This is a genomic window from Dietzia sp. 2505 (assembly GCF_040546785.1).
GTDB lineage: Bacteria > Actinomycetota > Actinomycetes > Mycobacteriales > Mycobacteriaceae > Dietzia.
In genome coordinates this window covers 309,824-332,625 of record NZ_JBEPON010000002.1, presented here as the reverse complement: position 1 = coordinate 332,625, position 22,802 = coordinate 309,824, and the positions used below count along the sequence as shown (strand labels likewise).

The window sequence follows — 22,802 nt, the reverse complement described above, 5'->3', positions numbered from 1 at the left end:
CGTGTCCGGCGTGACCCCGCGCAGACCCGACCCCCGCCCCGCCCCCGCCCCGGGACTCGTCATCGTGGATAAACCGGGCGGCATGACCAGTCACGACGTCGTCGGGCGTCTGCGCCGGTACTTCGGCACCCGCAAGGTGGGGCACGCCGGCACCCTCGACCCGATGGCGACCGGCGTCCTGGTGGTGGGGATCGAGAGGGCCACCAAGCTCCTGGGCCTGCTCGCGTTGGAGACCAAGACCTATGAGGCCGCCATCCGGCTCGGCGAGACCACCACCACCGACGACGCGGAGGGCGAGACCACCGCGCGGGTCGACGCCTCCGCCGTCACCGACGCGGCGATCGACGCCGGGGTCACCGCGCTGACCGGGGAGATCGACCAGGTCCCGTCCTCGGTGAGCGCGATCAAGGTGGACGGTCGACGCGCCTACGACCGGGTGCGGGCCGGGGAGGACGTCCGGCTCGACGCGAGGACGGTGACCGTGTCGCGATTCGAGGTCCTCGAGCGCACGCGCTCCGGGGAGGTGGTGGACCTCGTCGTCGTCGTCGACTGTTCGACCGGCACCTACATCCGGGCGCTGGCACGCGACCTCGGCGCCGCACTCGGCGTGGGGGGTCATCTCACCGCGCTGCGGCGCACGTGCGTCGGCCCGTTCGGACTGGAGGTCGCCCGGACACTCGCAGAGCTCGAGGAGGACCCACGGTTGTCCATGGACCTCGACGCCGCCGCGCTGACCGCCTTCCCCCGCCGGGACGTCGACGCTGACGAGGCCGAGGGGTTGCGACACGGACGGTGGCTGGCGGCCCGCGGCGACGACGGGGTGGTCGCCGCCGTGGGACCGGACGGACGGGTCGCCGCCCTGGTCTCCGAGTCCGGGCAGCGCGCGGCTCCGGTCGTGGTCATGCGCCCGGCGGGCCTGTGAGACCCGGGCGTAAGGTGGTCGCCGTGCAGCTGTGGCGGACGTTCGACGAGATCGTGATCCCCGACGGCGGGACCTCCGTCGCACTCGGGGTGTTCGACGGACTCCATCGAGGTCACCGGGGTCTGGTGGAGCACGCGGTGGGTACCGGACGCCGGTCGGGGGCGAGCCCGGTGCTGGTGACGTTCGACCCGCACCCCGTCGAGGTGATCAGACCCGGTACGCATCCGCTCGTCCTCACCCCTCTGGAGCGGCGCGCGGAACTGGCCGGCGACCTCGGGGTCAATGCCGTCTTCGCCCTGCCCTTCGACACCGACATGGCCTCGTGGGAACCCGACGAGTTCATCGACCGCGTGCTGGTGCGGGGGCTGCGGAGTCGCTCCGTCACCGTGGGGAGCAACTTCTCGTTCGGCCGACGCGCGGCGGGCACCCCGGAGACGCTGCGCGAGCTGGGTGCCGAGCGGGGCATCGACGTCCGGGTGATGGATCTGCTGGAATCCGGGGGGGAGCCCGTCTCCTCCTCCCGGATCCGGCGTCTGCTCGCGGAGTCCGACGTCGCCGGCGCGGCGGCGATCCTCGGCCGTCCCCATCGCGTGTCCGGGGTCGTCGTGCACGGTGCCGGACGGGGTGGACGCGACCTCGGGTACCCGACGGCCAACCTGGACCTGCCGGAATACACGGCCGTCCCCGTCGACGGCGTCTACGCGGGGTGGTTCACCCTCCTCGACGATCACGAGGTCGACGGGTCGATCCGGCCCGGTCGGCGCTACCCGGCGGCGATCTCCGTGGGCACCAACCCGACGTTCGGGGACGCGGCGCGCAGCGTCGAGGCGTTCGTCCTGGACGAGTCGGCGGACCTCTACGGCCGGGTGGCGGCCGTCGACTTCGTCGACCACGTCCGCGACATGGAGAAGTTCTCCTCGGTCGACGAGCTCCTCGTGGCCATGGACCGCGACGTCGCCAGGACCAGGGCCGTTCTCGACGTGGACGCACGCCGCCGCTGATCATCGATTGGGGCGCCGGGGCCCTCCGCTGGTAACGTCTCCTGTCGGCCCTCCTGCGGTCCGCGGCGGCGGGGTCATTCATTTTCGCGGACTGGAACAACCAGGAGACACCCATGGCGATGACCACCGAAGAGAAGAAGGCCGTACTGGCCGAGTACGGGATCCACGAGACCGACACCGGTTCGCCCGAGGCCCAGGTCGCGCTGCTCACCAAGCGGATCAGCCAGCTGACCGAGCACCTCAAGAGCCACCAGCACGACCACCACTCGCGTCGCGGTCTGCTCCTGATGGTCGGGCGTCGTCGTCGCCTCCTCAAGTACATCGCCAAGGTCGACATCGCGCGCTACCGCTCGCTGATCGAGCGCCTCGGCCTGCGTCGCTGAGCGGAACCCGCCCGCACCTCCACTGTTCCCCGTCCTCGAAGAGGGCGGGGAACAGTGCTGTACGGGGGCGATGTCAGCGCGTCCCCCGGTGACCCGGTGTGTTCTCCCTGGTAGCCTGATCACGGCCGGTGCGCACGTACCGGGTGTCGACAGGTCCGATTGACGGTCCTCGGTAGTGGCTGCCGGAACCGCGGGTGCCCCGGGACGGGGCGCCGGTTCCGGCCGCTTCGATCGAAGACCGAAGTCGAACCGGGATTCCCTGACGTGTGACCCGGCGGGCCCGGCGGAGACGTCTCCGCCGTGAGGCCCCCAGTCACCGACAGAACAGGACTACACATGCCAGAGATCACGGCCGTCGAGGTCGAAGACGGAGTCTTCGAGACCGTCGCGACCATCGACAACGGCGACTTCGGTCGCCGCGAGGTGCGATTCGAGACCGGACGCCTTGCCAAGCAGGCCGCCGGGGCCGTCGTCGCGTACCTCGACGACGACACCATGATGCTGTCCGCCACCACGGCGGGCAAGCACCCCAAGGAGCATTTCGACTTCTTCCCCCTGACGGTGGACGTCGAGGAGCGGATGTACGCCGCGGGCCGCATCCCGGGCTCGTTCTTCCGCCGTGAGGGTCGTCCGAGCACCGACGCCATCCTCACGTGTCGCCTGATCGACCGGCCGCTGCGCCCCACCTTCGCGGACGGTGTCCGCAACGAGGTCCAGGTCGTGGTGACCATCATGAGCCTGGACCCCAAGGACCTCTACGACGTGGTGGCGATCAACGCCGCGTCCGCCTCCACGCAGCTGTCCGGCCTCCCGTTCTCGGGCCCGGTCGGAGGCGTGCGGATCGCGCTCATCCCGACGGCCGTCCGCCCCGAGGGGCAGTGGGTCGCCTTCCCGACCGTCGAGCAGCTCTCCGAGGCGGTCTTCGACATGGTCGTGGCCGGCCGCGTCGTGGGCTCCGGTGACACCGCCGACGTCGCTATCATGATGGTCGAGGCCGAGGCCACCGACACCGTCATCGAGAAGATCGCGGGCGGTGCCCAGGCGCCCACCGAGGACGTCGTGGCGCAGGGACTCGAGGCGGCCAAGCCGTTCATCTCCGAGCTGTGCGCCGCGCAGCAGGCACTGGCCACCGCGGCCCCGTCCGAGGCCCGGGAGTTCCCGCTCTTCCCGCCGTACCAGGAGGACGCGTTCACCGCGGTCTCCGAGGTGGCCGAGGCCAGGCTCGGTGAGATCATGTCGATCGCGGACAAGCAGGAGCGCGACGGGGCGACCGACCAGCTCAAGGCCGAGGTGCTCGACTCGCTCTCGGAGCGGTTCTCCGATCGCGTCGGCGAGCTCGGTGCCGCGTTCAAGTCGCTCACCAAGAAGATCGTCCGGAAGCGGATCCTCACGGACCACTTCCGCATCGACGGCCGCGGCATCCGGGACATCCGCGCGTTGTCCGCCGAGGTCGAGGTCATCCCGCGGGCCCACGGTTCCGCCCTGTTCGAGCGGGGTGAGACCCAGATCCTCGGCGTCACCACGCTCGACATGGTCAAGATGGCCCAGCAGATCGACTCGCTCGGTCCGGAGACCAGCAAGCGCTACATGCACCACTACAACTTCCCGCCGTACTCCACCGGCGAGACCGGTCGTGTGGGCTCGCCCAAGCGTCGCGAGATCGGCCACGGGGCGCTCGCCGAGCGTGCGCTCATGCCGGTCCTGCCGAGCGTCGAGGAGTTCCCGTACGCGATCCGGCAGGTCTCCGAGGCGCTCAGCTCCAACGGCTCCACCTCGATGGGGTCCGTCTGCGCCTCCACCCTGTCGCTGCTCAACGCCGGTGTGCCGCTCAAGGCCCCCGTCGCGGGTATCGCGATGGGCCTGGTGTCCGACGAGGTCGACGGCGAGACCCGCTACGTCGCCCTCACCGACATCCTCGGTGCCGAGGACGCGTTCGGCGACATGGACTTCAAGGTCGCCGGAACGGGCATGTTCGTCACCGCGCTGCAGCTCGACACCAAGCTCGACGGCATCCCGTCCGAGGTCCTCGCCGGCGCGCTCACCCAGGCCCGCGAGGCCCGGTTGACCATCCTCGACGTGATGGCCGAGGCGATCGACGAGCCGGACGAGCTCAGCCCGTTCGCGCCCCGCATCATCGCGATCAAGGTCCCGGTCGACAAGATCGGCGAGGTCATCGGGCCCAAGGGCAAGATGATCAACTCGATCACCGAGGAGACCGGCGCGTCCGTCTCGATCGAGGACGACGGCACCGTGTACATCGGGGCCACGGACGGCGAGTCCGCTCAGGCCGCGATCGACAAGATCAACGCGATCGCCAACCCGCAGCTGCCCAAGGTCGGCGAGCGGTTCCTCGGCACGGTCGTCAAGACCGCCCCGTTCGGCGCCTTCCTCTCGCTGCTCCCCGGTCGCGACGGGCTGGTGCACATCTCCAAGCTGGGCCAGGGCAAGCGGGTCGGCAAGGTCGAGGACGTCGTCAACGTGGGCGACAAGATGCAGGTCGAGATCGCGGATATCGACAACCGCGGCAAGATCAGCCTCGTTCCCGTCGGCGACGAGTCCGCGGCGGCGGACTCGACTGCCGACGCCGAGGGCGACGACAACTGATACACCGCCGGGGCGCGAACGCGCACCCCGGCACCTCACGAGGCACGCACCCCGGATCGCGGGGTGCGTGCCTCGTATCGCTGGAAGGGAGAGTCGACGTGGATCCGACGATCAGGGTGGACCGATCGATCCCCGGGCTCCGGGTGGTCACCGAGAACCTCCCGTGGTGCCACACCGCGGCGGTCGGGGTATGGATCGCGGCGGGTTCCGCCGACGAGGCCCCCGAGGAACACGGTGCCGCGCACTTCCTCGAGCACGTCCTGTTCAAACGGACCGCCACGGCGTCGGGTAGGGAACTCTCCGAGCGGATCGACCTCCTCGGGGGTGACCTCAACGCCTACACGGGCCGGGAGCACACCTGCTACCACGTCCACGTCCCGGCGGAGGGTCTGGCGACGGCCGTGGACGTGCTGGTGGACGTGGTGGCACGCGGGTCGTGCGACCCGGAGGACGTGGAGATCGAGCGGGACGTGGTGCTCGACGAGCTCGCCGGCCGGGCCGACGATCCCGAGGACCTCGCCTGCGAGCTCGCCACCGGCGCCGTGTTGGGCGATGACCCGCTCGCGCGCCCGATCATCGGGACCGAGGAGTCGGTGGTGGCCCTGGACGCTCAGACGCTGCGGTCGTTCCACCGCAGGGTCCTGCGTGCGGGTGACGTCGTGGTGGCCGCGGCCGGGCGCGTCGACCACGAGGAACTGGTCAGGCGCATCGCCGACGGCCCGCTGGCCGCCGTGGTCGCCGAGGGCCCGGCGGAAGCCGCGGCGGTCGGGTCCGCCGCACCCACCTCCGGCCGGGCGGCCGGGCACCCGGGCTGGGCTCCGTCGTCGGTGCTGGTGGGGGAGGACGACGACTCCGAACAGGTGCTCCTGGCGCTGTCACGGAGGACCCCCTCCCGCGATCACCGGGACCGCGCCGCCGCACAGGTCGCGACGGCGGTCCTCGGTGGCGGACTGAGTTCCCGACTGTTCCAGCGGGTCCGCGAAGAGCTCGGGCTGGCCTACACCGTGTACGCGTCGATGGACCAGTTCCGTGCGACCGGACTCGTCTCGGTCGTCGCCGGCAGTCCCGTCGGGCGGGTGGACGCCCTGAGCGGTGCGCTGGCCGAGGTCGTCGCGGGGATGGTCCACGATCCCCCGTCCGGCGACGAGGTCGACCGTGCGATCGGGCACCTCACCGGATCGATCAGGCTCGGGCTGGACGACCCCCTGTCGCGGATGACGCGGATCGGCCGCCACCTGTTGGACCGCGACACGGTGGTGACCGTCGGGGAGTCGCTCCACAGGCTCCGCACCGTGCACCGCGACCACGTGGCGGACTACTGGACGGGCGAGACCGCGCCCTGGTGTCTGGCGGCCGTGGGGCCGGGCATGCCCGATGCCGGCGGCGCGGCTGGGCTGCTCGCCGGCGTGGGCGGATAGGCTGGTGGGCGGTGTGACGACCCATGAGGAGACGATGACGGTGACGAAGGTCGGAGTGCTCGGTGCACGCGGCAAGGTGGGCACGGCGATCTGCGAGGCGGTTCGCGCGGCGGAGGACATGGAACTCGTCGCCGAGGTGGACCAGGGCGACCGGCTGCAGATGCTCACCGACGCCGGCGCGGAGGTGGTCGTGGACTTCACCCACCCCGATGTGGTGATGGACAACCTCGAATACTGCATCACGCACGGCATCCACGCCGTGGTCGGCACGACGGGCTTCACCGACGAGCGGTTGGAGACGCTGCGCGGACTGCTCTCGTCCCACCCGGACACCGGGGTGCTCGTGGCGCCCAACTTCGCGATCGGGGCCATCCTCATGATGCGCTTCGCGGTCCAGGCGGCGAGGTACTTCCCCTCGGCCGAGATCGTGGAACTGCATCACCCGAACAAGGCCGACGCTCCCTCGGGTACGGCACACCGCACCGCGGAGATGATGGCCGCCGCCCGCGCTGAAGCCGGGATGAGGCCCTGCCCGGACGCGACCTCCACCGAGCTGGAGGGAGCGCGGGGCGCCGACGTCGGTGGGGTGAGGGTGCACTCGGTCCGCGTGACCGGCCTGATCGCGCACCAGGAGGTCCTCCTGGGTACCCAGGGGGAGACCCTGACCATCAGGCACGATTCCCTCGATCGCTCCTCCTTCGCCCCCGGTGTGCTCCTGGGCGTGCGGTCGATCGCGGGCGCCCCGGGACTCACCGTCGGGCTCGACGCCTTCATGGATCTGTAGGCCGGCCCGTGGACAGAGTCGTCAAGCCGCTGGTCATGGCCCTCACGGCGGTGGGTCTGGTGGTGGCGTTCGGTTACCTGCTCTACCTCGGGTGGTCCATGATCAGCCGGTCCGAGTACCTCGCCATGCGTGGACTCGGCGTCGGGATCGTCCTGCTGACCGTCGTCGGGGCGTGGGCGATGTGGGCGATCCTGCGGAACGGATTCGAACTGCAGCGGATCTCCGCGGCGGCAGCCCAGGAGGGGATCGAACTCGACGTCTCCGACCTGGACCATCGCCCGTCCGGTCGACTCGAGCACGCCGCCGCAGACGACCTGTTCGACCGCGTCAGCGCGGAATACCAGGCGTCCCCGGATGACTGGCGCACCAATTACCGGTTGGCCCGCGCCTACGACCACGCCGGCGACCGCCTCCGTGCCCGTGAGGTGATGCGGGCGGCCATCGCGCTGCGGGAGGCGGAGTCCTCCGGGACTCCGGATCCGCGATGAGCACCGTCCTCGTGGTCCACCACGCGCCGTCGCCGCGACTGCGCCGGATCCTCGAGGCGCTCCTGGGAGGGCTCGCGCATCCCGACCTCGAGGGGATCGAGGTCGAATCGGTGCCGGCGCTGGCCACCACCGACGACCACGTTCTCCGCGCGGACGGCTACGTCCTGCTCACCCCGGCGAACTTCGGCTACATGTCCGGTGCACTCAAGCACTTCTTCGACCGCACGTACTACACCTGCGAGGGTGCGGTGGCCGGTCGGCCCTACGCACTCTGTGTGCACGGGGACAACGACACCTCGGGAGCGGTGACCTCGGTCGAACGGATCACCACCGGGTGGGACCTGCGCCAGGTCGCCCCGGCCCTTCAGCTCACCGGCGAGCCCGGTCGTGAGGAACTCGACACCGCGTCCGAGGTCGCCGCGACGGTCGCCGCACACCTTCTCGGCTGACCCGCCGGGCGACACGACACCAGAGGGAGTCCCACCATGTCCGAGCTCGTCCGGCGGCAGGTCCGCATGGTCGCGCACACCGCGTTCACCCCACCCGACGAGATCGGTTGGGAGACGGATGCGGACGGCGGTTCCGCCCTGGCCGAGTTCGCCGGCCGCGCCTGCTACCAGAGCTGGGACAAACCCAACCCGCGCACCGCGTCGAACGCCGGGTACCTGAGGCACATCCTCGAAGTGGGACACCTCTCGGTGTTCGAGCACGCGAGCGTGACGTTCTACATCACCGGTATCTCCAGGTCGTGCACCCACGAGCTCATCAGGCACCGCCACTTCTCCTACAGTCAGCTGTCGCAGCGGTTCGTCCCGGAGCATGATTCCAAGGTCGTGCCCCCGCCGGCGATCGCCGACGACCCGGAACTGGTGGAGATCTTCCGCCGCGCCACCGACGCGTCGCGAGAGGCCTATGCGGAGATGCTCTCCAAGTTGGAGGAGAGGTTCGCCGACGTCCCCAACCCGATGCTGCGCCACAAGCAGGCCCGGCAGGCCGCGCGTTCGGTCCTGCCCAACGCGACCGAGACCCGAATCGTGGTGACCGGCAACTACAGGTCGTGGCGGCACTTCATCGGAATGCGGGCGACCGAGCACGCGGACACCGAGATCCGAGGACTGGCGATCGACGTCCTGCGTCAGTTGCGGGAGGCGGCGCCGGCGGTGTTCTCCGATTTCGAGATCACCGCGCTGGAGGACGGCTCCGAGATCGCGGTGAGCCCCTACGTCCTGGAGGGATGAGCCGGTTCGCCGGGTCGGAATCGGGACTTCCCGTGGTCTGCGGGTAGTCTGGGAGGCCATGACACACGTGACCACTGGGGGCCCGACGTCGGCGGACGGTCGGCCGGACCCCGCCCGACCCGGACGCCCCGCGCCGTTCGGCACGGTGCTCACGGCGATGGTCACCCCATTCGGGTCCGACGGTTACGTCGACCTGAAGGCCGTCGCACGTGTCGCGGAACACCTCGTGGATTCGGGGTGCGACGGTCTTGTCGTATCCGGGACCACGGGAGAGTCACCCACCACCACGGACGCGGAGAAGATCGCGGTTCTCGAGGCCGTTCTGGCCGCGGTGGGGGACAGGGCGACGGTAGTGGCCGGAGTCGGGACCTACGACACCGCACACTCCGTGCACCTCGCACGCCAGGCGGCGTCCGTCGGTGCCCACGGCATGCTCGTGGTGACCCCGTATTACTCCAAACCCACCCAGGCCGGACTCGACGCCCACTTCCGGGCGATCGCCGACGCCACCGACCGACCGGTGATGCTCTACGACATCCCACCGCGGTCGGTGGTCCCGATCCAGGCGGAGACGCTCATCGGACTGTCGTCCCACCCGAACATCGTCGCCGTCAAGGATGCGAAGGGTGACTTCCATGACGCGGTCACGGTGATGTCCCACTGCGACCTCGTCTACTACTCGGGCGACGACCAACTCAACCTCCCGTGGCTGGCCGTGGGAGCGAGCGGTTTCGTCAGCGTGATCGGCCACGTGGCCGCCGGGCGCCTCGTCGAACTGCGCCGCGCCTTCCTCGCGGGCGATATCGACACCGCGCGACACATCAACCTCGGACTCCTCCCGCTCTTCGACGCCCAACGGGCGCTCGGCGGCGTGTCGATGTCCAAAGCAGCACTAGAACTTCTCGGGATCCCGGCCGGAGTGCCGCGACTCCCGCAGTTACCACCGACCACCGAGCAGCGGGACGCACTGGCGTCGCTGTTGCACAGAGCAGGAGTCATCAGATGACGGAGAACCCGACCAACAGCCGCGGACGCGGCCGGACCCGCCGCGCTGCCGGCCGCCCCACCGGCGAGCCCGCACCGGCGACCGCCGTGCAGTTCACGGAGCCCAAGCCCGTCTCGACCGCGCCCGCGGCGGACGGTGGAGACGACCACCCGGCCCGAGAACAGGGCAAGCAAGACCAGGCAAAGCAGGGTCAGAACAAGCAGGGTCAGAACAAGCAGGACCAGGAGCGACAGGGCGGCGGCCAGCAGGGCAGGAGCCAGTCCAAGGGACAGCAGAACAAGGGTCAGCAGGACCAGAGGCAGGACGCCCCCAAGGGCGCCTCACGTGGTCGCGGGCGCGGAGCGTCCTCCGACGGCGGCCAGAGCGGCGGCAACCAGGGCGGTGGCAACCAGGGTGGCGGCAACCAGAGCGGCGGCAACCAGGGTGGTGGCCAGAACGGTGGCGGCCGGGGCCGTGGTGGCCGGGGCCGGGGCCGGGGTAACGGGACCACCTCCACCGCCGAGTTCGGCGGCGTCAAGACCATGCAGGGCGGGGACATGACCGTCCGGCTGCCCAGCCCGCCCAAGCCTCGCAAGGGCGCGATGCGTCTGGTCGCGCTCGGCGGGATCACGGAGATCGGCCGCAACATGATGACCTTCGAGTACGACTCGAAGCTGCTGATCGTGGACTGCGGTGTCCTGTTCCCGAGTTCGACTGAGCCCGGTGTCGACCTGATCCTCCCGGACTTCGGCCACATCGAAGATCGTCTCGACCAGGTCGAGGCCCTCGTGCTCACGCACGCCCACGAGGACCACATCGGTGCGATCCCGTTCCTCCTCAAGCTGCGCCCGAACATCCCGGTCGTCGGATCCAGGTTCACCCTGGCGCTGGTGGCGGCCAAGTGCCGGGAGCACCGGATCAAGCCGGTCTTCCAGCAGGTGGACGAGTCGAGCGTGAGTTCCTTCGGCCCGTTCGAGGTCCGCTACTTCGACGTCAACCACTCGATCCCCGAGTGCCTGGGCGTGGTCGTCCGTGCGGGCGGCAACTCCGTGATGATGTCGGGCGACATCAAACTCGACCAGCTCCCCACCGACAAGCGGCCCACCGACCTGGCCAAGATGGCACGGTTCGGCGACGAGGGTATCGACCTGCTGCTGTTGGACTCCACCAACGCCACCACCCCTGGCGTCAGCCGCTCGGAGTCCGAGGTCGGGCCCGCTCTGCAGCGGCTCATCAGTGACGCCCGCAGACTCGTCGTGGTGGCCTGCTTCGCCTCCAACGTGTACCGCGTGCAGTCCGTCATCGCCGCCGCCGAGGCCTGTGGCCGGAAGGTCGCGCTCACCGGTCGGTCCATGATCCGCAACATGGAGATCGCGCTCGAACTGGGTCTGCTCACGGACCCGAAGGGCGTCCTGATCGACATGGACGCCGCCGCGAAGCTCCCCTCCGAGAAGGTCCTCGTGATGACCACCGGCACCCAGGGGGAGTCGATGGCCGGGTTGTCCCGGATGGCCCGCCGTGAACACCGGCAGATCAACCTCTCCGAGGGCGACACCGTCCTGTTCTCCTCGTCGATCGTCCCGGGCAACGAGGAGCCGGTCTTCAGCGTGCAGAACAGCCTGTCCCAGATGGGCGTGAACGTGGTGACCAGCCGCGATGCCAACATCCACGTCTCCGGACACGGGGACGCGGGCGAGCTGCTCTTCGTCTACAACGCCGTTCGGCCGAAGAACGCCATGCCCGTCCACGGTGAGTGGCGGCACCTGCGGGCCAACCGGGCCCTGGCGGTCGCGACCGGTGTCCCGCCGGAGAACGTGGTGCTCGCGCAGAACGGCGTGGTGGTGGACCTCGTCGACGGCAAGGCGTCCACCGTCGGCCAGATCCCGGTCGGCCACCTGTACGTGGACGGTCTGTCCACGGGCGACGTCGGCGACACCGTGCTGGCGGACCGCACCGCGCTCTCCGAGGACGGCTTCATCGTCGCCACGGTGGTGGTGGACCCCCGCACCGGTCGACCGGTGAGCAAGCCCCAGATCATCGCCAAGGGTTTCACCGACGAGCCGGGTGCGTTGGCGCCGGTCGTCGAGCTGGTCGAGAACGCACTGTGGGACCTGGCAGGGGAGGGCGAGACCGACCCCTACCGACTCGCGCAGGCGGTCCGCCGCACCGTGGGCACCTGGGTGTCCGACAAGTGGCGCCGTAAGCCGATGATCGTGCCCACCGTCATCACCTCCGTGGCAGCGCAGGACTGAGTCCGGTGGCCTCCGACCGGCGGACACTGGCGCAACGGGAGCGCAGCGCTCTCGTCGAGACGATGCGCGCCGCCGGGCCGGAGGCACCGACGCTGTGCGCCGGGTGGACGACCCGGGATCTCGCGGCACACCTGGTCGTGCGGGAGGCACGCCCCGACGCCGCCGCGGGAATCGTCCTGCCGGCGCTCGCCTCGCGGATGGAGGAGCTGCGCCTCCGTGAGGCGGAGCATCCGTGGGACGAGCTGCTCGAGAAGATCGCGGCGGGTGCGCCGTGGTACTCGCCGCTCCGCTACGCGGACCGGGTGGCCAACGCCGCGGAGTACCTCGTCCACCACGAGGACGTCCGCCGGGCCGGTGGCGAATGGACGACGCGGGAGTTCGACGTCGAGGACCTCGATCGCATCTGGGCGCTGGGCACCACGGTGGCCAGGACGTTCCTCCGGCGGGTGTCCGCCCGGGTCGACCTGCGCACCCCACCGGGGATCACGTTGACCAAGTCCGGTGCGGTGTCCACGGGCGCCGCGTTGGCCCCGGTGGTCAGCGTGACGGCCGCCCCTGTCGAGTTGATCCTGTGGGCGTTCGGCAGGGACGCGGTGGACGTGGACATCTCCGGAGCCCAGCAGGGCATCGACGCGGTCGACGCGGTCCCGAGGGGCTTCTGACCGACTCTTGCCCGTGTGGCTGCTGTTACCAATGGGGTCCGAGAAGATAGAGTGACCCCCATGGCACCCAGCTCGAACACGCGATCCACCCGTGCCCCCGGTGGACGACGCCCGGCCTCGACGGCCGGCGCACAGCGATCCACCGCGTCCACCTCGTCGTCGTCCCGGGGAGGCGGTTCCCGTCGCGGCGCCGTCGTCTCCACCCCGAAGTCGGGTACCCGCGGTGCTTCCCGCGCGGTCTCCGCACCTCCGGAGCGGACGTCCGGAGCCTTCGGCGCCGTCGGCCGAGGTCTGCGGGGCGGGTGGTCGGGTATGGCGAAGGGGGTCGGTTACGGGGTGCGCGGGCTGCGAGGCGGAACCGACGACGACCGTGTGGCACCGCCCCACCGACGTGACGGGCTCGGGTTGATCCTCGTCGGCATCGCGATCGTCTTCGCGGGAGCGGTGTGGTTCGGTGCGGCGGGGCCGGTGGGGGAGTGGTTCGACACCGGGATCCGCACAGTGGTCGGGACGCCGGGTGCCCTCCTGCCGTTGCTGCTCGGGGGCTGGGGGGTCCTCGTGATGGCACGGGAGCCACGTCCCGACGTCCAGTCCAGGTGGGTGGTCGGGACCACCGTGACCTCACTGGGGGTGCTGGGTCTCTGGCATCTGGGCTCGGGGTCGCCCTCGGACCCGGAGGGGGTCCGCGCGGGAGCCGGCGTCCTCGGGAGGATCGTCGGGGGCACGCTCGAGGCGGGTCTGTCCGTCTTCGTCGCCGTCCCGCTGCTCGTGTTGCTCGTGGCGTTCGGTGTCCTGGTGCTGGTGGGGCGCCCGGCGAGGGAGATCCCGGGCATCGTGCGCGGATTCTTCGGCTGGGACGGGAGCGGGGACATCGTGGACCACGACGACCCGGCGTCGGACTGGGACGACCCGGACGCCACCACCGCCTACCCGATCGCCGATACCGGGACACCGGTCGACCGGGAGCGAACCGCACCGCGGCGTCCGGCACGCCGCCGGGTGGCCGCCTGGACGGACACCCCGACCACCGGGGAGACGGTCGAGATGCCGGCAGCCGCAGTGGCATCCGCGGACCCGGCCGACGGGCCGGAAGACGCCCCCCCCGCCGGCGTTCGGCGCAGGGTCCGGAAACCGGCCGCGGCCACCGCGGTACTTCCGACGACCGGACCGGACGCCGCCGCAGCGGGTGCCGGAGCGCCGGTCGGGGACGCCACCAACGGGGCCACCGTCCGCCCGACGGAGGCGCGCGGTGCCGTCGACACGGCCGTGGTGCCGCAGACCAACACCCCGTCCACCCACACCGCGGCGGACAGCGACGTCGAGCGGCTCGACTCCCAGAAGCAGCTGCTCAACGGGGTCGAGTACTCCCTGCCTCCCGTCAGCCTGCTGACCGCGGGCGACCCGCCCAAGGAGCGCAGCGAGTCCAACGACCAGATGATCGACGCAATCCAGGGCGTCCTCGAGCAGTTCAAGATCGACGCCGCGGTCACCGGGTTCACCCGCGGGCCGACGGTCACGCGCTACGAGGTCGAGCTCGGCCCCGGCGTCAAGGTCGAGAAGATCACGGCGCTGCACCGGAACATCGCCTACGCGGTGGCCACGGACAACGTCCGTCTCCTCGCCCCGATCCCCGGCAAGTCCGCGGTGGGCATCGAGGTCCCCAACCTCGACCGTGAGCTGGTCAGGCTCGCCGACGTGCTCACCGATCCCAAGACCGCCACCAAGCACAACCCGATGCTCATCGGACTCGGCAAGGACATCGAGGGGGACTTCGTCACCGCCGACCTGTCCAAGATGCCGCACCTCCTGGTGGCCGGCTCGACCGGTTCGGGTAAGTCCAGCTTCGTCAACTCGATGCTCGTGTCGCTGCTCACCCGCGCGACACCGGACGAGGTGCGCCTGATCCTCGTGGACCCCAAGATGGTCGAACTGACGCCGTACGAGGGGATCCCCCACCTGATCACCCCGATCATCACGCAGCCCAAGAAGGCGGCCGCCGCGCTGGCGTGGCTGGTCGAGGAGATGGAACAGCGTTACCAGGACATGAAGTCCACGCGCGTGCGCCACATCACCGACTTCAACGAGCGGGTCAAGTCCGGTGCCATCACGACCCCGCCCGGCAGTGAGCGGGTGTACCGCCCGTATCCGTACATCGTCGCGGTGGTGGACGAACTCGCCGACCTCATGATGACCGCGCCGCGCGACATCGAGGACGCGATCGTGCGCATCACCCAGAAGGCCCGTGCCGCCGGGATCCACCTGGTACTGGCCACGCAGCGTCCGTCCGTCGACGTGGTGACCGGGCTCATCAAGACCAACGTGCCGTCGCGTCTGGCCTTCGCCACGTCCTCGCTCACCGACTCGAGAGTCATCCTGGACCAGGCGGGGGCGGAGAAGCTGATCGGGATGGGCGACGGACTCTTCATCCCCATGGGCGCGTCACGGCCCGTCCGCATGCAGGGTGCGTTCATCACCGACGAGGAGATCCACGAGGTCGTGGACTACGCCAAGAACCAGGCGGAGCCCGATTACGACGACACCGTCACCGCCGCCAAGGAGGAGTCCAAGAAGGACATCGACGGAGACATCGGGGACGACCTCGACGATCTGCTCGCGGCCGTCGAGCTCGTGGTCTCCAGCCAGTTCGGGTCCACCTCCATGCTGCAGCGCAAGCTCCGCGTCGGGTTCGCCAAGGCGGGTCGGCTCATGGACCTGATGGAATCCCGCGACATCGTCGGCCCCTCGGAGGGGTCGAAGGCCCGCGACGTCCTGGTCAAGCCGGAAGAGCTGGGGTCGGTCATCTGGATGATCAAGGGTGGCGCCCCTCCCGAGGAGGACCCGGGTGACCTGCCCGCCGGGAGCGAGAGTCTGGACGAGGCGCCGGTGGGCTGAGCCGCGCGGGGTCAGGCCAGCGCGCCGTACACCGGCTTCCACTCCCGGACGATGACCTCGGAGACCATTCCGCGCAGGCAGTGGGGGTCCTCCGCCACGAGCGCGCGCGCGGCGCCGGAATCCGCGGCCTCGACGACGAGCAGGGCGCCCGAGCCGTCCGTGTACGGACCCACTGATCGGATCGACCCCGCGTCGACCCGGGCGGAGAGCCACTCACGATGGGCGGGCTTGTTCGCCTCCCGGTCCTCGGTCTGATCTGGCTCGTACCGGTAGCTGACTGCGAAGAGCGGCATCGGTGTGGTCCTTCCTGGTCGCGGCGGGGGTGTTGTCGGATCAAGGGTATTCGGCCGGGTCTCGCTAAGGTGAGGGGGTGACACTTCCCATCACCGATGACGGACGCCCCGGCGCCGAGGTCCCCGTACTCAACATCGCCAACGTGCTCACCGTGCTGCGGATCGTGCTGGTCCCGGTGTTCGTGGTCCTCTTCTTCGTGGCCGACGCACAGGACCCGTGGTGGCGGGTGGGTGCGTTCGTCGTGTTCGCGCTCGCGATGGCGACCGACTACGTGGACGGGTACCTCGCGCGGCGACTGGGTCTGGTGACGGACTTCGGCAAGATCGCCGACCCGATCGCGGACAAGGCCCTCATGGCGGCGGCGATGATCTCGCTGTCGCTGGTCGACGAGCTGTTCTGGTGGGTGACGATCGTGATCCTCGTCCGTGAGGTGGGGATCACCCTCTGGCGACTGTTCGGTGTCGACCACGTGGTGGCCGCCAGTAAGGGTGGGAAGCTCAAGACCGTCACCCAGACCCTGGGGCTGGGCATGCTGATCCTTCCGTTGCCGCACTGGATCTGGCCCCTCGAGTGGGCGGTGATCGGCGTGGCGCTGGTCCTGACCGTCTATACGGGGATCGACTACCTGGTCAAGGCGCGTCAGGCCGCCAGGGCCGGGTACTGAGCCTCGGTTCCGGATTCCCATGATCTCCGGTGATCTCCCCGATCCGGGTGCCGTGGCCGCGGTGGCCGCGCTCGGCGGCCGCGGGTGGACCCTGGCGACCGCGGAGTCGCTGACCGCGGGTCTGCTCGCCGCCACGGTGGCGGGGGTTCCGGGCGCGAGCGCGGTACTCCGGGGCGGCCTGGTGGTCTACGCCACCGATCTCAAGCACGCCCTCGCGGGCGTCCCCGAGGACGTTCTCCGGGGGCACGGGGCCGTGTCGGGGGAGACGGCGCGCGCGCTCGCCGTGGGCGCGGCCCGGCGGTGCCGCGCCGACGTCGGAGTCGGTCTAACCGGTGTGGCGGGACCCGACCGGCAGGAGGGGCGGGCCGTGGGGACCGTTCACGTGGGGATCTGCGCGCCGGGAGTCGCGGCGCGGTCGACGGAGCTCTCCCTGAGCGGAGGTCGCGCCGAGATCCGTCGGGCGGCCTGTGCCGCCGCCCTCGATCTCCTGGTGGGGATCGTCGACGAGGTCGGGAACGAATCGGCGACGTGAGGCGTTGTACCCCGTGATGCCGAACATCCAGATGACCACGCTGCCCGGACCGGACCACAGGAGCGGACCCCCGCTGCTGCGTGAGACCCTCGGGACGGTCCTGCGCGGCCTGCGGGGCGATTCGGGGCGGACCCTGCGGGACGTCGCCGACGCGGCCCGGGTGAGCCCCGGGTACCTCTCCGAGATCGAACGTGGTCGCAAGGAGGCCTCGAGCGAGTTGCTCGCCTCCATCTCGGGTGCTCTCGACGTCTCGCTCGGCGAGATCCTCATCCGCGCGGCCCTCAAGGTCTCGCCCCCGGGTACCGTCTCGCTCCCGGGCACCGTCGCGGAGCCCGTCCTCGCGGCCTGAGCCCCACCCCGGCAGCGCCCGGTGGTCCCCCCCCGACCTTGTTCGGTACCGTGGTACCGACCAGTCGTCCGAATCGGCAGAAGGACACTACGCAGCGATGGCCAATCCGTTCACCAAGGCATGGCGCTACCTCATGGCGTTGTTCGATTCGAAGATCGACGAGAATGCTGACCCCAAGGTCCAGATCCAGCAAGCCATCTCGGACGCCCAGCGGCAGCACCAGCAGCTGTCCCAGCAGGCGGCTGCCGTCATCGGCAATCAGCGGCAGCTGGAGATGAAGCTCAACCGGCAGCTCGCCGACATCGAGAAGCTGCAGGGCTCCACCCGGCAGGCACTGCAGATGTCCGAGCAGGCCCATCAGAACGGCGACACCCAGAAGGCGACCGAGTACGAGAACGCCGCGGAGGCCTTCGCCGCACAGCTGGTCACCGCCGAGCAGAACGTCGAGGACCTCAAGGGACTCCACGACCAGTCGCTGCAGGCCGCCGCCCAGGCCAAGAAGGCCGTGGAGCAGAACGCGATGGTGCTCCAGCAGAAGGTCGCCGAGCGGACCAAGCTGCTCAGCCAGCTGGAGCAGGCCAAGATGCAGGAGCAGGTCAGCGCGTCTCTGCAGTCCATGTCCGAGGTCTCGTCGGGCGGGAACACCCCGAACCTCGACCAGGTCCGCGACAAGATCGAGCGGCGGTACGCCAACGCCCTCGGGTCTGCGGAGCTAGCCCAGAACTCCGTCCAGGGTCGGATGCTCGAGGTCGAGCAGGCCTCGACCCAGATGGCCGGGCACAGTCGTCTCGAGCAGATCAGGGCGTCGATGAAGGCCGAGGGTGGTCAGCTCGGACAGGGGACCGGCTCGGCATCCCAGCTCCCCGAGGGGCAGCCGCAGTCCGCCACCCCGCCTCAGCAGCAGGCGCAGACCGAACAGCAGTGAGTCGTCCGAGGACGGGCCGCCGGTGAACTGACCGGCGGCCCGTCCTCGTCCGTGGTGAAGGGGGCACACGTGACACTGACCGAGTTCAGGGCCCGGACCGTCGAGGCCTTCGGGGACCTGCGGGCCGATCATCTCGTGAGGTCCCATCATCTGGCCGAATTCGACGGGCGCACCGCCGGTGAGGCCATCGACGCCGGTGCCTCCGTCAAGCAGGTCTGGTTGGCGCTGTGTGCGGAGTTCGAGGTTCCCGACTCGCTACGCTGACGCCGTGGCGGCGTGTCGTTCGATCTCGAACACCCGTTCGTCTACACTCGGGTCATGTGATGACGGGATGACCCGTCCACAGGGCGACATCCCTCCACAGTGAAGGGTTGCCGGGCTCGTGCGAGACGTATCTGTCGTACCCGACCCGTAGCGTCCGCGAGCGAGCAGACCACACAGACCGTCCGGCACGACACCGGAGGTCGAGCACGAACGGAGAGCATCATGGCCCCCAAGACCACCGCCAAGTCAGGTACCAGGACGGGCGTGGCCCAGAACCGCGAGCAGGCGCTTGAGTTGGCGCTCGCGCAGATCGACAAGGCCTACGGCAAGGGATCGGTCATGCGGCTCGGAGACGACACCCGGCCGCCGGTCCAGGTCATCCCGTCCGGTGCCCTGTCCCTTGACGTGGCACTCGGGATCGGCGGGTTCCCGCGGGGACGCGTCGTGGAGATCTACGGTCCGGAGTCGTCCGGCAAGACCACCGTCGCGCTCCACGCGGTGGCCAACGCGCAGGCCGCCGGCGGGATCGCCGCGTTCATCGACGCGGAGCACGCGTTGGACCCGGAATACGCCCGCAAGCTCGGCGTGGACACGGACAACCTCATCGTCTCCCAGCCGGACACCGGCGAGCAGGCGCTCGAGATCGCGGACATGCTGGTCAGGTCAGGGTCCATCGACATCCTGGTGGTCGACTCCGTCGCGGCGTTGGTGCCGCGGGCGGAGATCGAGGGCGAGATGGGGGACAGCCACGTGGGTCTGCAGGCGCGACTGATGAGTCAGGCGCTCCGCAAGATGACCGGTGCGCTGCACAACACCAACACCACAGCGATCTTCATCAACCAGCTGCGCGAGAAGATCGGGGTGATGTTCGGCTCGCCCGAGACCACCACGGGCGGCAAGGCGCTCAAGTTCTACGCCTCGGTTCGCCTGGACGTGCGCCGGATCGAGACCCTGAAGGACGGCGCGGATGCGGTGGGTAACCGCACCAAGGTCAAGGTCGTCAAAAACAAGATCGCGCCGCCGTTCAAGATCGCGGAGTTCGACATCCTCTACGGCGAGGGCATCAGTCGCGAGGGATCCCTCATCGACATGGGTGTGGAGAACGGCTTCGTCAAGAAGTCGGGTTCCTGGTTCACCTACGGGGCGGACCAGTTGGGCCAGGGCAAGGAGAACGCCCGCCGGTACCTCAAAGAGAACCCCTCGGTTCGCGACGAGATCGAGCGGAAGATCCTCGACAAACTCAATATCGGGGCGGGCGCGGAGATCGCGGAGATCGAGGCGGAGTCCGATGAGGACGCGCCTATCGACGTGGTGCCCGTCGAGTTCTGATGAGCGCGCAGGACCCGCGTGCGGCCGAGCGGGGGCAGTGTGTCGACACGGACGACCTCCGCACCGCGATCGCGGCGGTGGAGGCGCGGCCGTCCAGTAGCTCGGACCTGCCTCCGTTGGCTCCCGAGGCCCACGATGCCGCGACGGCGGCTCTCCGGCTTCTCCGCCACCGACCACGGAGCCGACACGAATTGCGGGAGCGGCTCCTGGGTAAGGACCACGCGCCGGACGCGGTGGACGAGGCGCTGGACAGGGTTCGCGCCTGGGGTCTGCTCGATGACGCGGACTTCGCCTCGGAATGGGTCAGGGGTCGACGGCGTCGACGCGGACGGTCGCGGGGTGCACTCGAACGTGAGCTCCGCGAGAAGGGTGTCGCCGAGGTGCACATCGCGGGGGCGGTGGCCGACATCGACGAGGCCGATGACCGACAGCAGGCCACCGAACTCGTGCGCGCGCGGCTAGGTCGCAGCCCGGTCGACTCCGGTCCCGGGGCGGATCTCCAGGGAGAACGGCGCAGGCTGGTGGCGTTCCTCGCCCGCCGGGGCTATCCGACGGGGTTGGCGATGACGGTGGTCGACGCCGAATTGGCGGCCCAGGTGTCGCCCTGAGTACCCTGGCCTGCGTGGATTCTCTCGTGACCGACCTGCAGGCGACGGCCGGAGACACCGGTGTCGAGCGCGTCGAGGGGCGCACCTACCAGGTGCGGACCTTCGGGTGCCAGATGAACGTCCATGACTCCGAGCGGCTCTCTGGTGTGCTCGACGCGGCCGGGTACGTGCCGTTCGAGGGGGAAGCCGATCCTGCCCGGGGTGATCTGCCGGACCTCGTGGTGTTCAACACCTGCGCGGTCCGCGAGAACGCGGACAACCGCCTCTACGGCACGCTCGGCCACCTGCGGCCGTGGAAGGACGCCAATCCCCGACTGCAGATCGCGGTCGGGGGATGCCTGGCACAGAAGGACAAGGACGTCGTGGTCTCGCGGGCCCCGTGGGTCGACGTCGTATTCGGCACCCACAATCTCGGGCACCTGCCCACCCTGCTCCAACGCTCCCGGCACAACGAGCGGGCCGAGGTGGAGATCGCCGACTCGCTGCAGCACTTCCCCTCGACCCTTCCCGCCACCCGGGAGTCCGCCTACGCCGGCTGGGTCTCGGTGTCCGTCGGCTGCAACAACACCTGCACGTTCTGCATCGTCCCGTCCCTCCGCGGTAAAGAGGTGGACCGGAGACCCGGCGAGGTCCTGGCCGAGATGAAGGCACTGGCGGACGAGGGTGTCCTTGAGGTCACCCTGCTCGGACAGAACGTCAACGCCTACGGGCGGTCGTTCCACGATCCCGCCGAGCCATCCGACAGGGGCGCCTTCGCGAAGTTGCTGCGCGCCGCCGGTCGGGTCGAGGGTATCGAGAGGATCCGGTTCACCTCACCACATCCCGCGGAGTTCACCGATGACGTGATCGAGGCGATGGCCGACACCCCCGCCGTGTGCCCGCAACTTCACATGCCCCTGCAGTCCGGCTCGGACCGTATCCTGCGTGCGATGCGCCGTTCGTACAGGTCGGAGCGCTTCCTGGGCATCCTGGACCGGGTGCGTGCCGCGATGCCGCACGCAGCCATCACCACGGACATCATCGTCGGTTTCCCCGGGGAGACCGAGGAGGACTTCCAGGCCACCCTCGACGTCGTCGAGAAAGCGCGGTTCACGAGCGCGTTCACCTTCCAGTACTCGCCGCGACCGGGGACTCCGGCGGCCACGATGGGCCACCAGATCCCCAAGTCGGTCGTGCAGGAGCGCTACGAGAGGCTGATCGACCTGCAGGAGCGGATCACCCTCGAGGAGAACCGGAAGCAGGTCGGTCGCGAGGTCGAACTGCTCGTCACCGCCGACCAGGGCCGGAAGGACGCCGCCACCGCCCGGATGACCGGCAGGGCCCGGGACGGCCGTCTGGTGCACTTCGCCCCGGTGGGGGAGCACGCCGGGCGGGTCCGACCCGGCGACGTGGTCACCACCCGAATCAGCTCGGCCGCCCCGCACCACCTGCTCGCCGACGACGGCGTGCTGACGTGTCGGGCCACCAGGGCGGGCGACAGGCACGAGGCCGGTGAGAAGCCGGAGACCCCACCGATCGGCGTGGGGCTCGGACTGCCCACGCTGCGACGTGATGCCCTCGCCTCCGACACCACCCAGAAGGGATGCCTCAAGTGAACACCGCTGACCGCCCGGACCCCATCCAGGGGATCATGGAATCCAGCAGGACGGTGGATTCCGAGTTCCGACGCAGGGACAGGATGCTGGGCCACACCCTCGTCATCGGCAAGGCCTATCTTGCGTCGGCTCTCCTGATCGTGTTGCTCGCCGCCGCTCTCGCGCTTCCCCACAGCGACGGGGTGCGTGGCCTGGACGTGCTCTTCTTCACCGAGGCGGCCCGGGACCAACAGACCTCGCTGCCCTCCCACGTGTTCGTCCTGCTCTACTCGGTCGGCGCCATCCTGTTCGGTGCGCTCATGATCATCACCCAGAAGTGGTGGGCGGCGGGGATCGCCTGGGGCGCCAGTTGTGTGGCCACGGTGTACGGGATGCTGGCGATCTGGCTGCGGCAGTCCGGACGGGGCCCGAACCCCGACTTCCAGGACTTCGGTGCTCCAGGGATCGGCTTGTACGTCAGCGTGATCCTGGTGTTACTCCTGGTGATGACCCTGGCCGGCGTGCTGTGGGCGCGCACCCCCGAGCAGCGCGAGCTCGAGGACTCCGTCCGTCACCGCGACTGAACCGGGTCGCCGCACACCCCGGATCCACACCATGCAACAGGGCCCCACCG

General features: G+C 69.8%; 22 protein-coding genes and 1 pseudogene. 22 read left to right on the top strand and 1 reads right to left on the bottom strand.

Going from position 1 to position 22,802, the window contains the following annotated elements; genetic code table 11:
* Positions 1-10: 10 nt before the first annotated feature.
* From truB to ABIE38_RS05195, 13 genes are all read left to right on the top strand, one after another.
* Positions 11-922, top strand: coding sequence for a tRNA pseudouridine(55) synthase TruB (gene truB / locus ABIE38_RS05255; protein WP_354054343.1), 912 nt, complete (start codon positions 11-13; stop codon positions 920-922).
* Between the two features lie 23 nt (positions 923-945).
* Positions 946-1,923 carry a bifunctional riboflavin kinase/FAD synthetase gene (locus ABIE38_RS05250; protein WP_354054342.1) on the top strand — a complete coding sequence of 326 codons (978 nt, stop codon included), beginning with the start codon at positions 946-948 and terminating at the stop codon, positions 1,921-1,923.
* A gap of 113 nt (positions 1,924-2,036) precedes the next feature.
* Positions 2,037-2,306, top strand: a complete 270-nt coding sequence (gene rpsO, locus ABIE38_RS05245) for a 30S ribosomal protein S15 (protein WP_107747462.1) — start codon at positions 2,037-2,039, stop codon at positions 2,304-2,306.
* Between the two features lie 336 nt (positions 2,307-2,642).
* Complete coding sequence (locus ABIE38_RS05240) at positions 2,643-4,910, top strand: polyribonucleotide nucleotidyltransferase (RefSeq protein WP_354054341.1); 2,268 nt, start codon at positions 2,643-2,645, stop codon at positions 4,908-4,910.
* A 98-nt stretch (positions 4,911-5,008) separates the two neighbouring features.
* Positions 5,009-6,328, top strand: coding sequence for a M16 family metallopeptidase (locus ABIE38_RS05235; protein WP_354054340.1), 1,320 nt, complete (start codon positions 5,009-5,011; stop codon positions 6,326-6,328).
* A 34-nt stretch (positions 6,329-6,362) separates the two neighbouring features.
* Complete coding sequence (gene dapB / locus ABIE38_RS05230) at positions 6,363-7,112, top strand: 4-hydroxy-tetrahydrodipicolinate reductase (protein ID WP_354054782.1); 750 nt, start codon at positions 6,363-6,365, stop codon at positions 7,110-7,112.
* An 8-nt stretch (positions 7,113-7,120) separates the two neighbouring features.
* Positions 7,121-7,600: a hypothetical protein gene (locus ABIE38_RS05225; protein ID WP_354054339.1), complete on the top strand. Its 480-nt coding sequence runs from the start codon at positions 7,121-7,123 to the stop codon at positions 7,598-7,600.
* Positions 7,597-8,049 (top strand): flavodoxin family protein, encoded by a 453-nt coding sequence (locus tag ABIE38_RS05220; RefSeq protein ID WP_354054338.1) that lies wholly within the window; start codon positions 7,597-7,599, stop codon positions 8,047-8,049. The genes ABIE38_RS05225 and ABIE38_RS05220 overlap by 4 nt, the downstream gene beginning before the upstream one ends.
* A gap of 36 nt (positions 8,050-8,085) precedes the next feature.
* A complete protein-coding gene (gene thyX, locus ABIE38_RS05215; protein ID WP_354054337.1) occupies positions 8,086-8,838 on the top strand; it encodes an FAD-dependent thymidylate synthase in 753 nt (250 codons plus the stop codon).
* Between the two features lie 58 nt (positions 8,839-8,896).
* Entirely contained in the window at positions 8,897-9,844 is a 948-nt protein-coding gene (gene dapA / locus ABIE38_RS05210) for a 4-hydroxy-tetrahydrodipicolinate synthase (RefSeq protein ID WP_354054336.1), read from the top strand.
* A complete protein-coding gene (locus ABIE38_RS05205) occupies positions 9,841-12,075 on the top strand; it encodes a ribonuclease J (protein ID WP_354054335.1) in 2,235 nt (744 codons plus the stop codon). The genes dapA and ABIE38_RS05205 overlap by 4 nt, the downstream gene beginning before the upstream one ends.
* A 5-nt stretch (positions 12,076-12,080) precedes the next feature.
* Entirely contained in the window at positions 12,081-12,737 is a 657-nt protein-coding gene (locus ABIE38_RS05200; protein WP_354054334.1) for a TIGR03085 family metal-binding protein, read from the top strand.
* Positions 12,738-12,797: 60 nt separating this feature from the next.
* Positions 12,798-15,629: a DNA translocase FtsK gene (locus ABIE38_RS05195; protein ID WP_354054333.1), complete on the top strand. Its 2,832-nt coding sequence runs from the start codon at positions 12,798-12,800 to the stop codon at positions 15,627-15,629.
* An 11-nt stretch (positions 15,630-15,640) separates the two neighbouring features.
* Here the strand turns inward: ABIE38_RS05195 and ABIE38_RS05190 are convergent, their stop codons facing one another.
* Positions 15,641-15,922, bottom strand: coding sequence for a YciI family protein (locus ABIE38_RS05190; RefSeq protein ID WP_354054332.1), 282 nt, complete (start codon positions 15,920-15,922; stop codon positions 15,641-15,643).
* A gap of 77 nt (positions 15,923-15,999) precedes the next feature.
* Between ABIE38_RS05190 and pgsA the strand changes: the two genes are divergently transcribed.
* The 9 genes and pseudogenes from pgsA to ABIE38_RS05145 all read left to right on the top strand — a co-directional run bounded on the left by pgsA (position 16,000) and on the right by ABIE38_RS05145 (position 22,752).
* Positions 16,000-16,587, top strand: coding sequence for a CDP-diacylglycerol--glycerol-3-phosphate 3-phosphatidyltransferase (gene pgsA, locus ABIE38_RS05185; RefSeq protein WP_354054331.1), 588 nt, complete (start codon positions 16,000-16,002; stop codon positions 16,585-16,587).
* A 19-nt stretch (positions 16,588-16,606) separates the two neighbouring features.
* Positions 16,607-17,119, top strand: coding sequence for a CinA family protein (locus tag ABIE38_RS05180; RefSeq protein WP_354054330.1), 513 nt, complete (start codon positions 16,607-16,609; stop codon positions 17,117-17,119).
* Positions 17,120-17,135: 16 nt separating this feature from the next.
* Complete coding sequence (locus ABIE38_RS05175; protein WP_354054329.1) at positions 17,136-17,468, top strand: helix-turn-helix domain-containing protein; 333 nt, start codon at positions 17,136-17,138, stop codon at positions 17,466-17,468.
* Positions 17,469-17,565: 97 nt separating this feature from the next.
* Positions 17,566-18,289: pseudogene (locus ABIE38_RS05170) on the top strand (PspA/IM30 family protein); the annotation flags it as partial.
* Positions 18,290-18,462: 173 nt separating this feature from the next.
* On the top strand, positions 18,463-18,657 hold the full coding sequence (locus ABIE38_RS05165; protein WP_354054327.1) for a DUF3046 domain-containing protein: 195 nt from the start codon (positions 18,463-18,465) through the stop codon (positions 18,655-18,657).
* Positions 18,658-18,879: 222 nt separating this feature from the next.
* The gene (gene recA / locus ABIE38_RS05160) at positions 18,880-19,986 is read left to right on the top strand and encodes a recombinase RecA (protein WP_179525417.1); all 1,107 of its coding nucleotides are present in this window, start codon (positions 18,880-18,882) and stop codon (positions 19,984-19,986) included.
* Complete coding sequence (locus ABIE38_RS05155) at positions 19,986-20,594, top strand: regulatory protein RecX (RefSeq protein ID WP_354054326.1); 609 nt, start codon at positions 19,986-19,988, stop codon at positions 20,592-20,594. Before recA ends, ABIE38_RS05155 begins: the two co-directional genes overlap by 1 nt.
* Before the next feature lie 26 nt (positions 20,595-20,620).
* Entirely contained in the window at positions 20,621-22,189 is a 1,569-nt protein-coding gene (miaB, locus tag ABIE38_RS05150) for a tRNA (N6-isopentenyl adenosine(37)-C2)-methylthiotransferase MiaB (protein ID WP_354054780.1), read from the top strand.
* A complete protein-coding gene (locus ABIE38_RS05145) occupies positions 22,177-22,752 on the top strand; it encodes an Rv2732c family membrane protein (RefSeq protein ID WP_354054325.1) in 576 nt (191 codons plus the stop codon). The genes miaB and ABIE38_RS05145 overlap by 13 nt, the downstream gene beginning before the upstream one ends.
* Positions 22,753-22,802 lie beyond the last annotated feature (50 nt).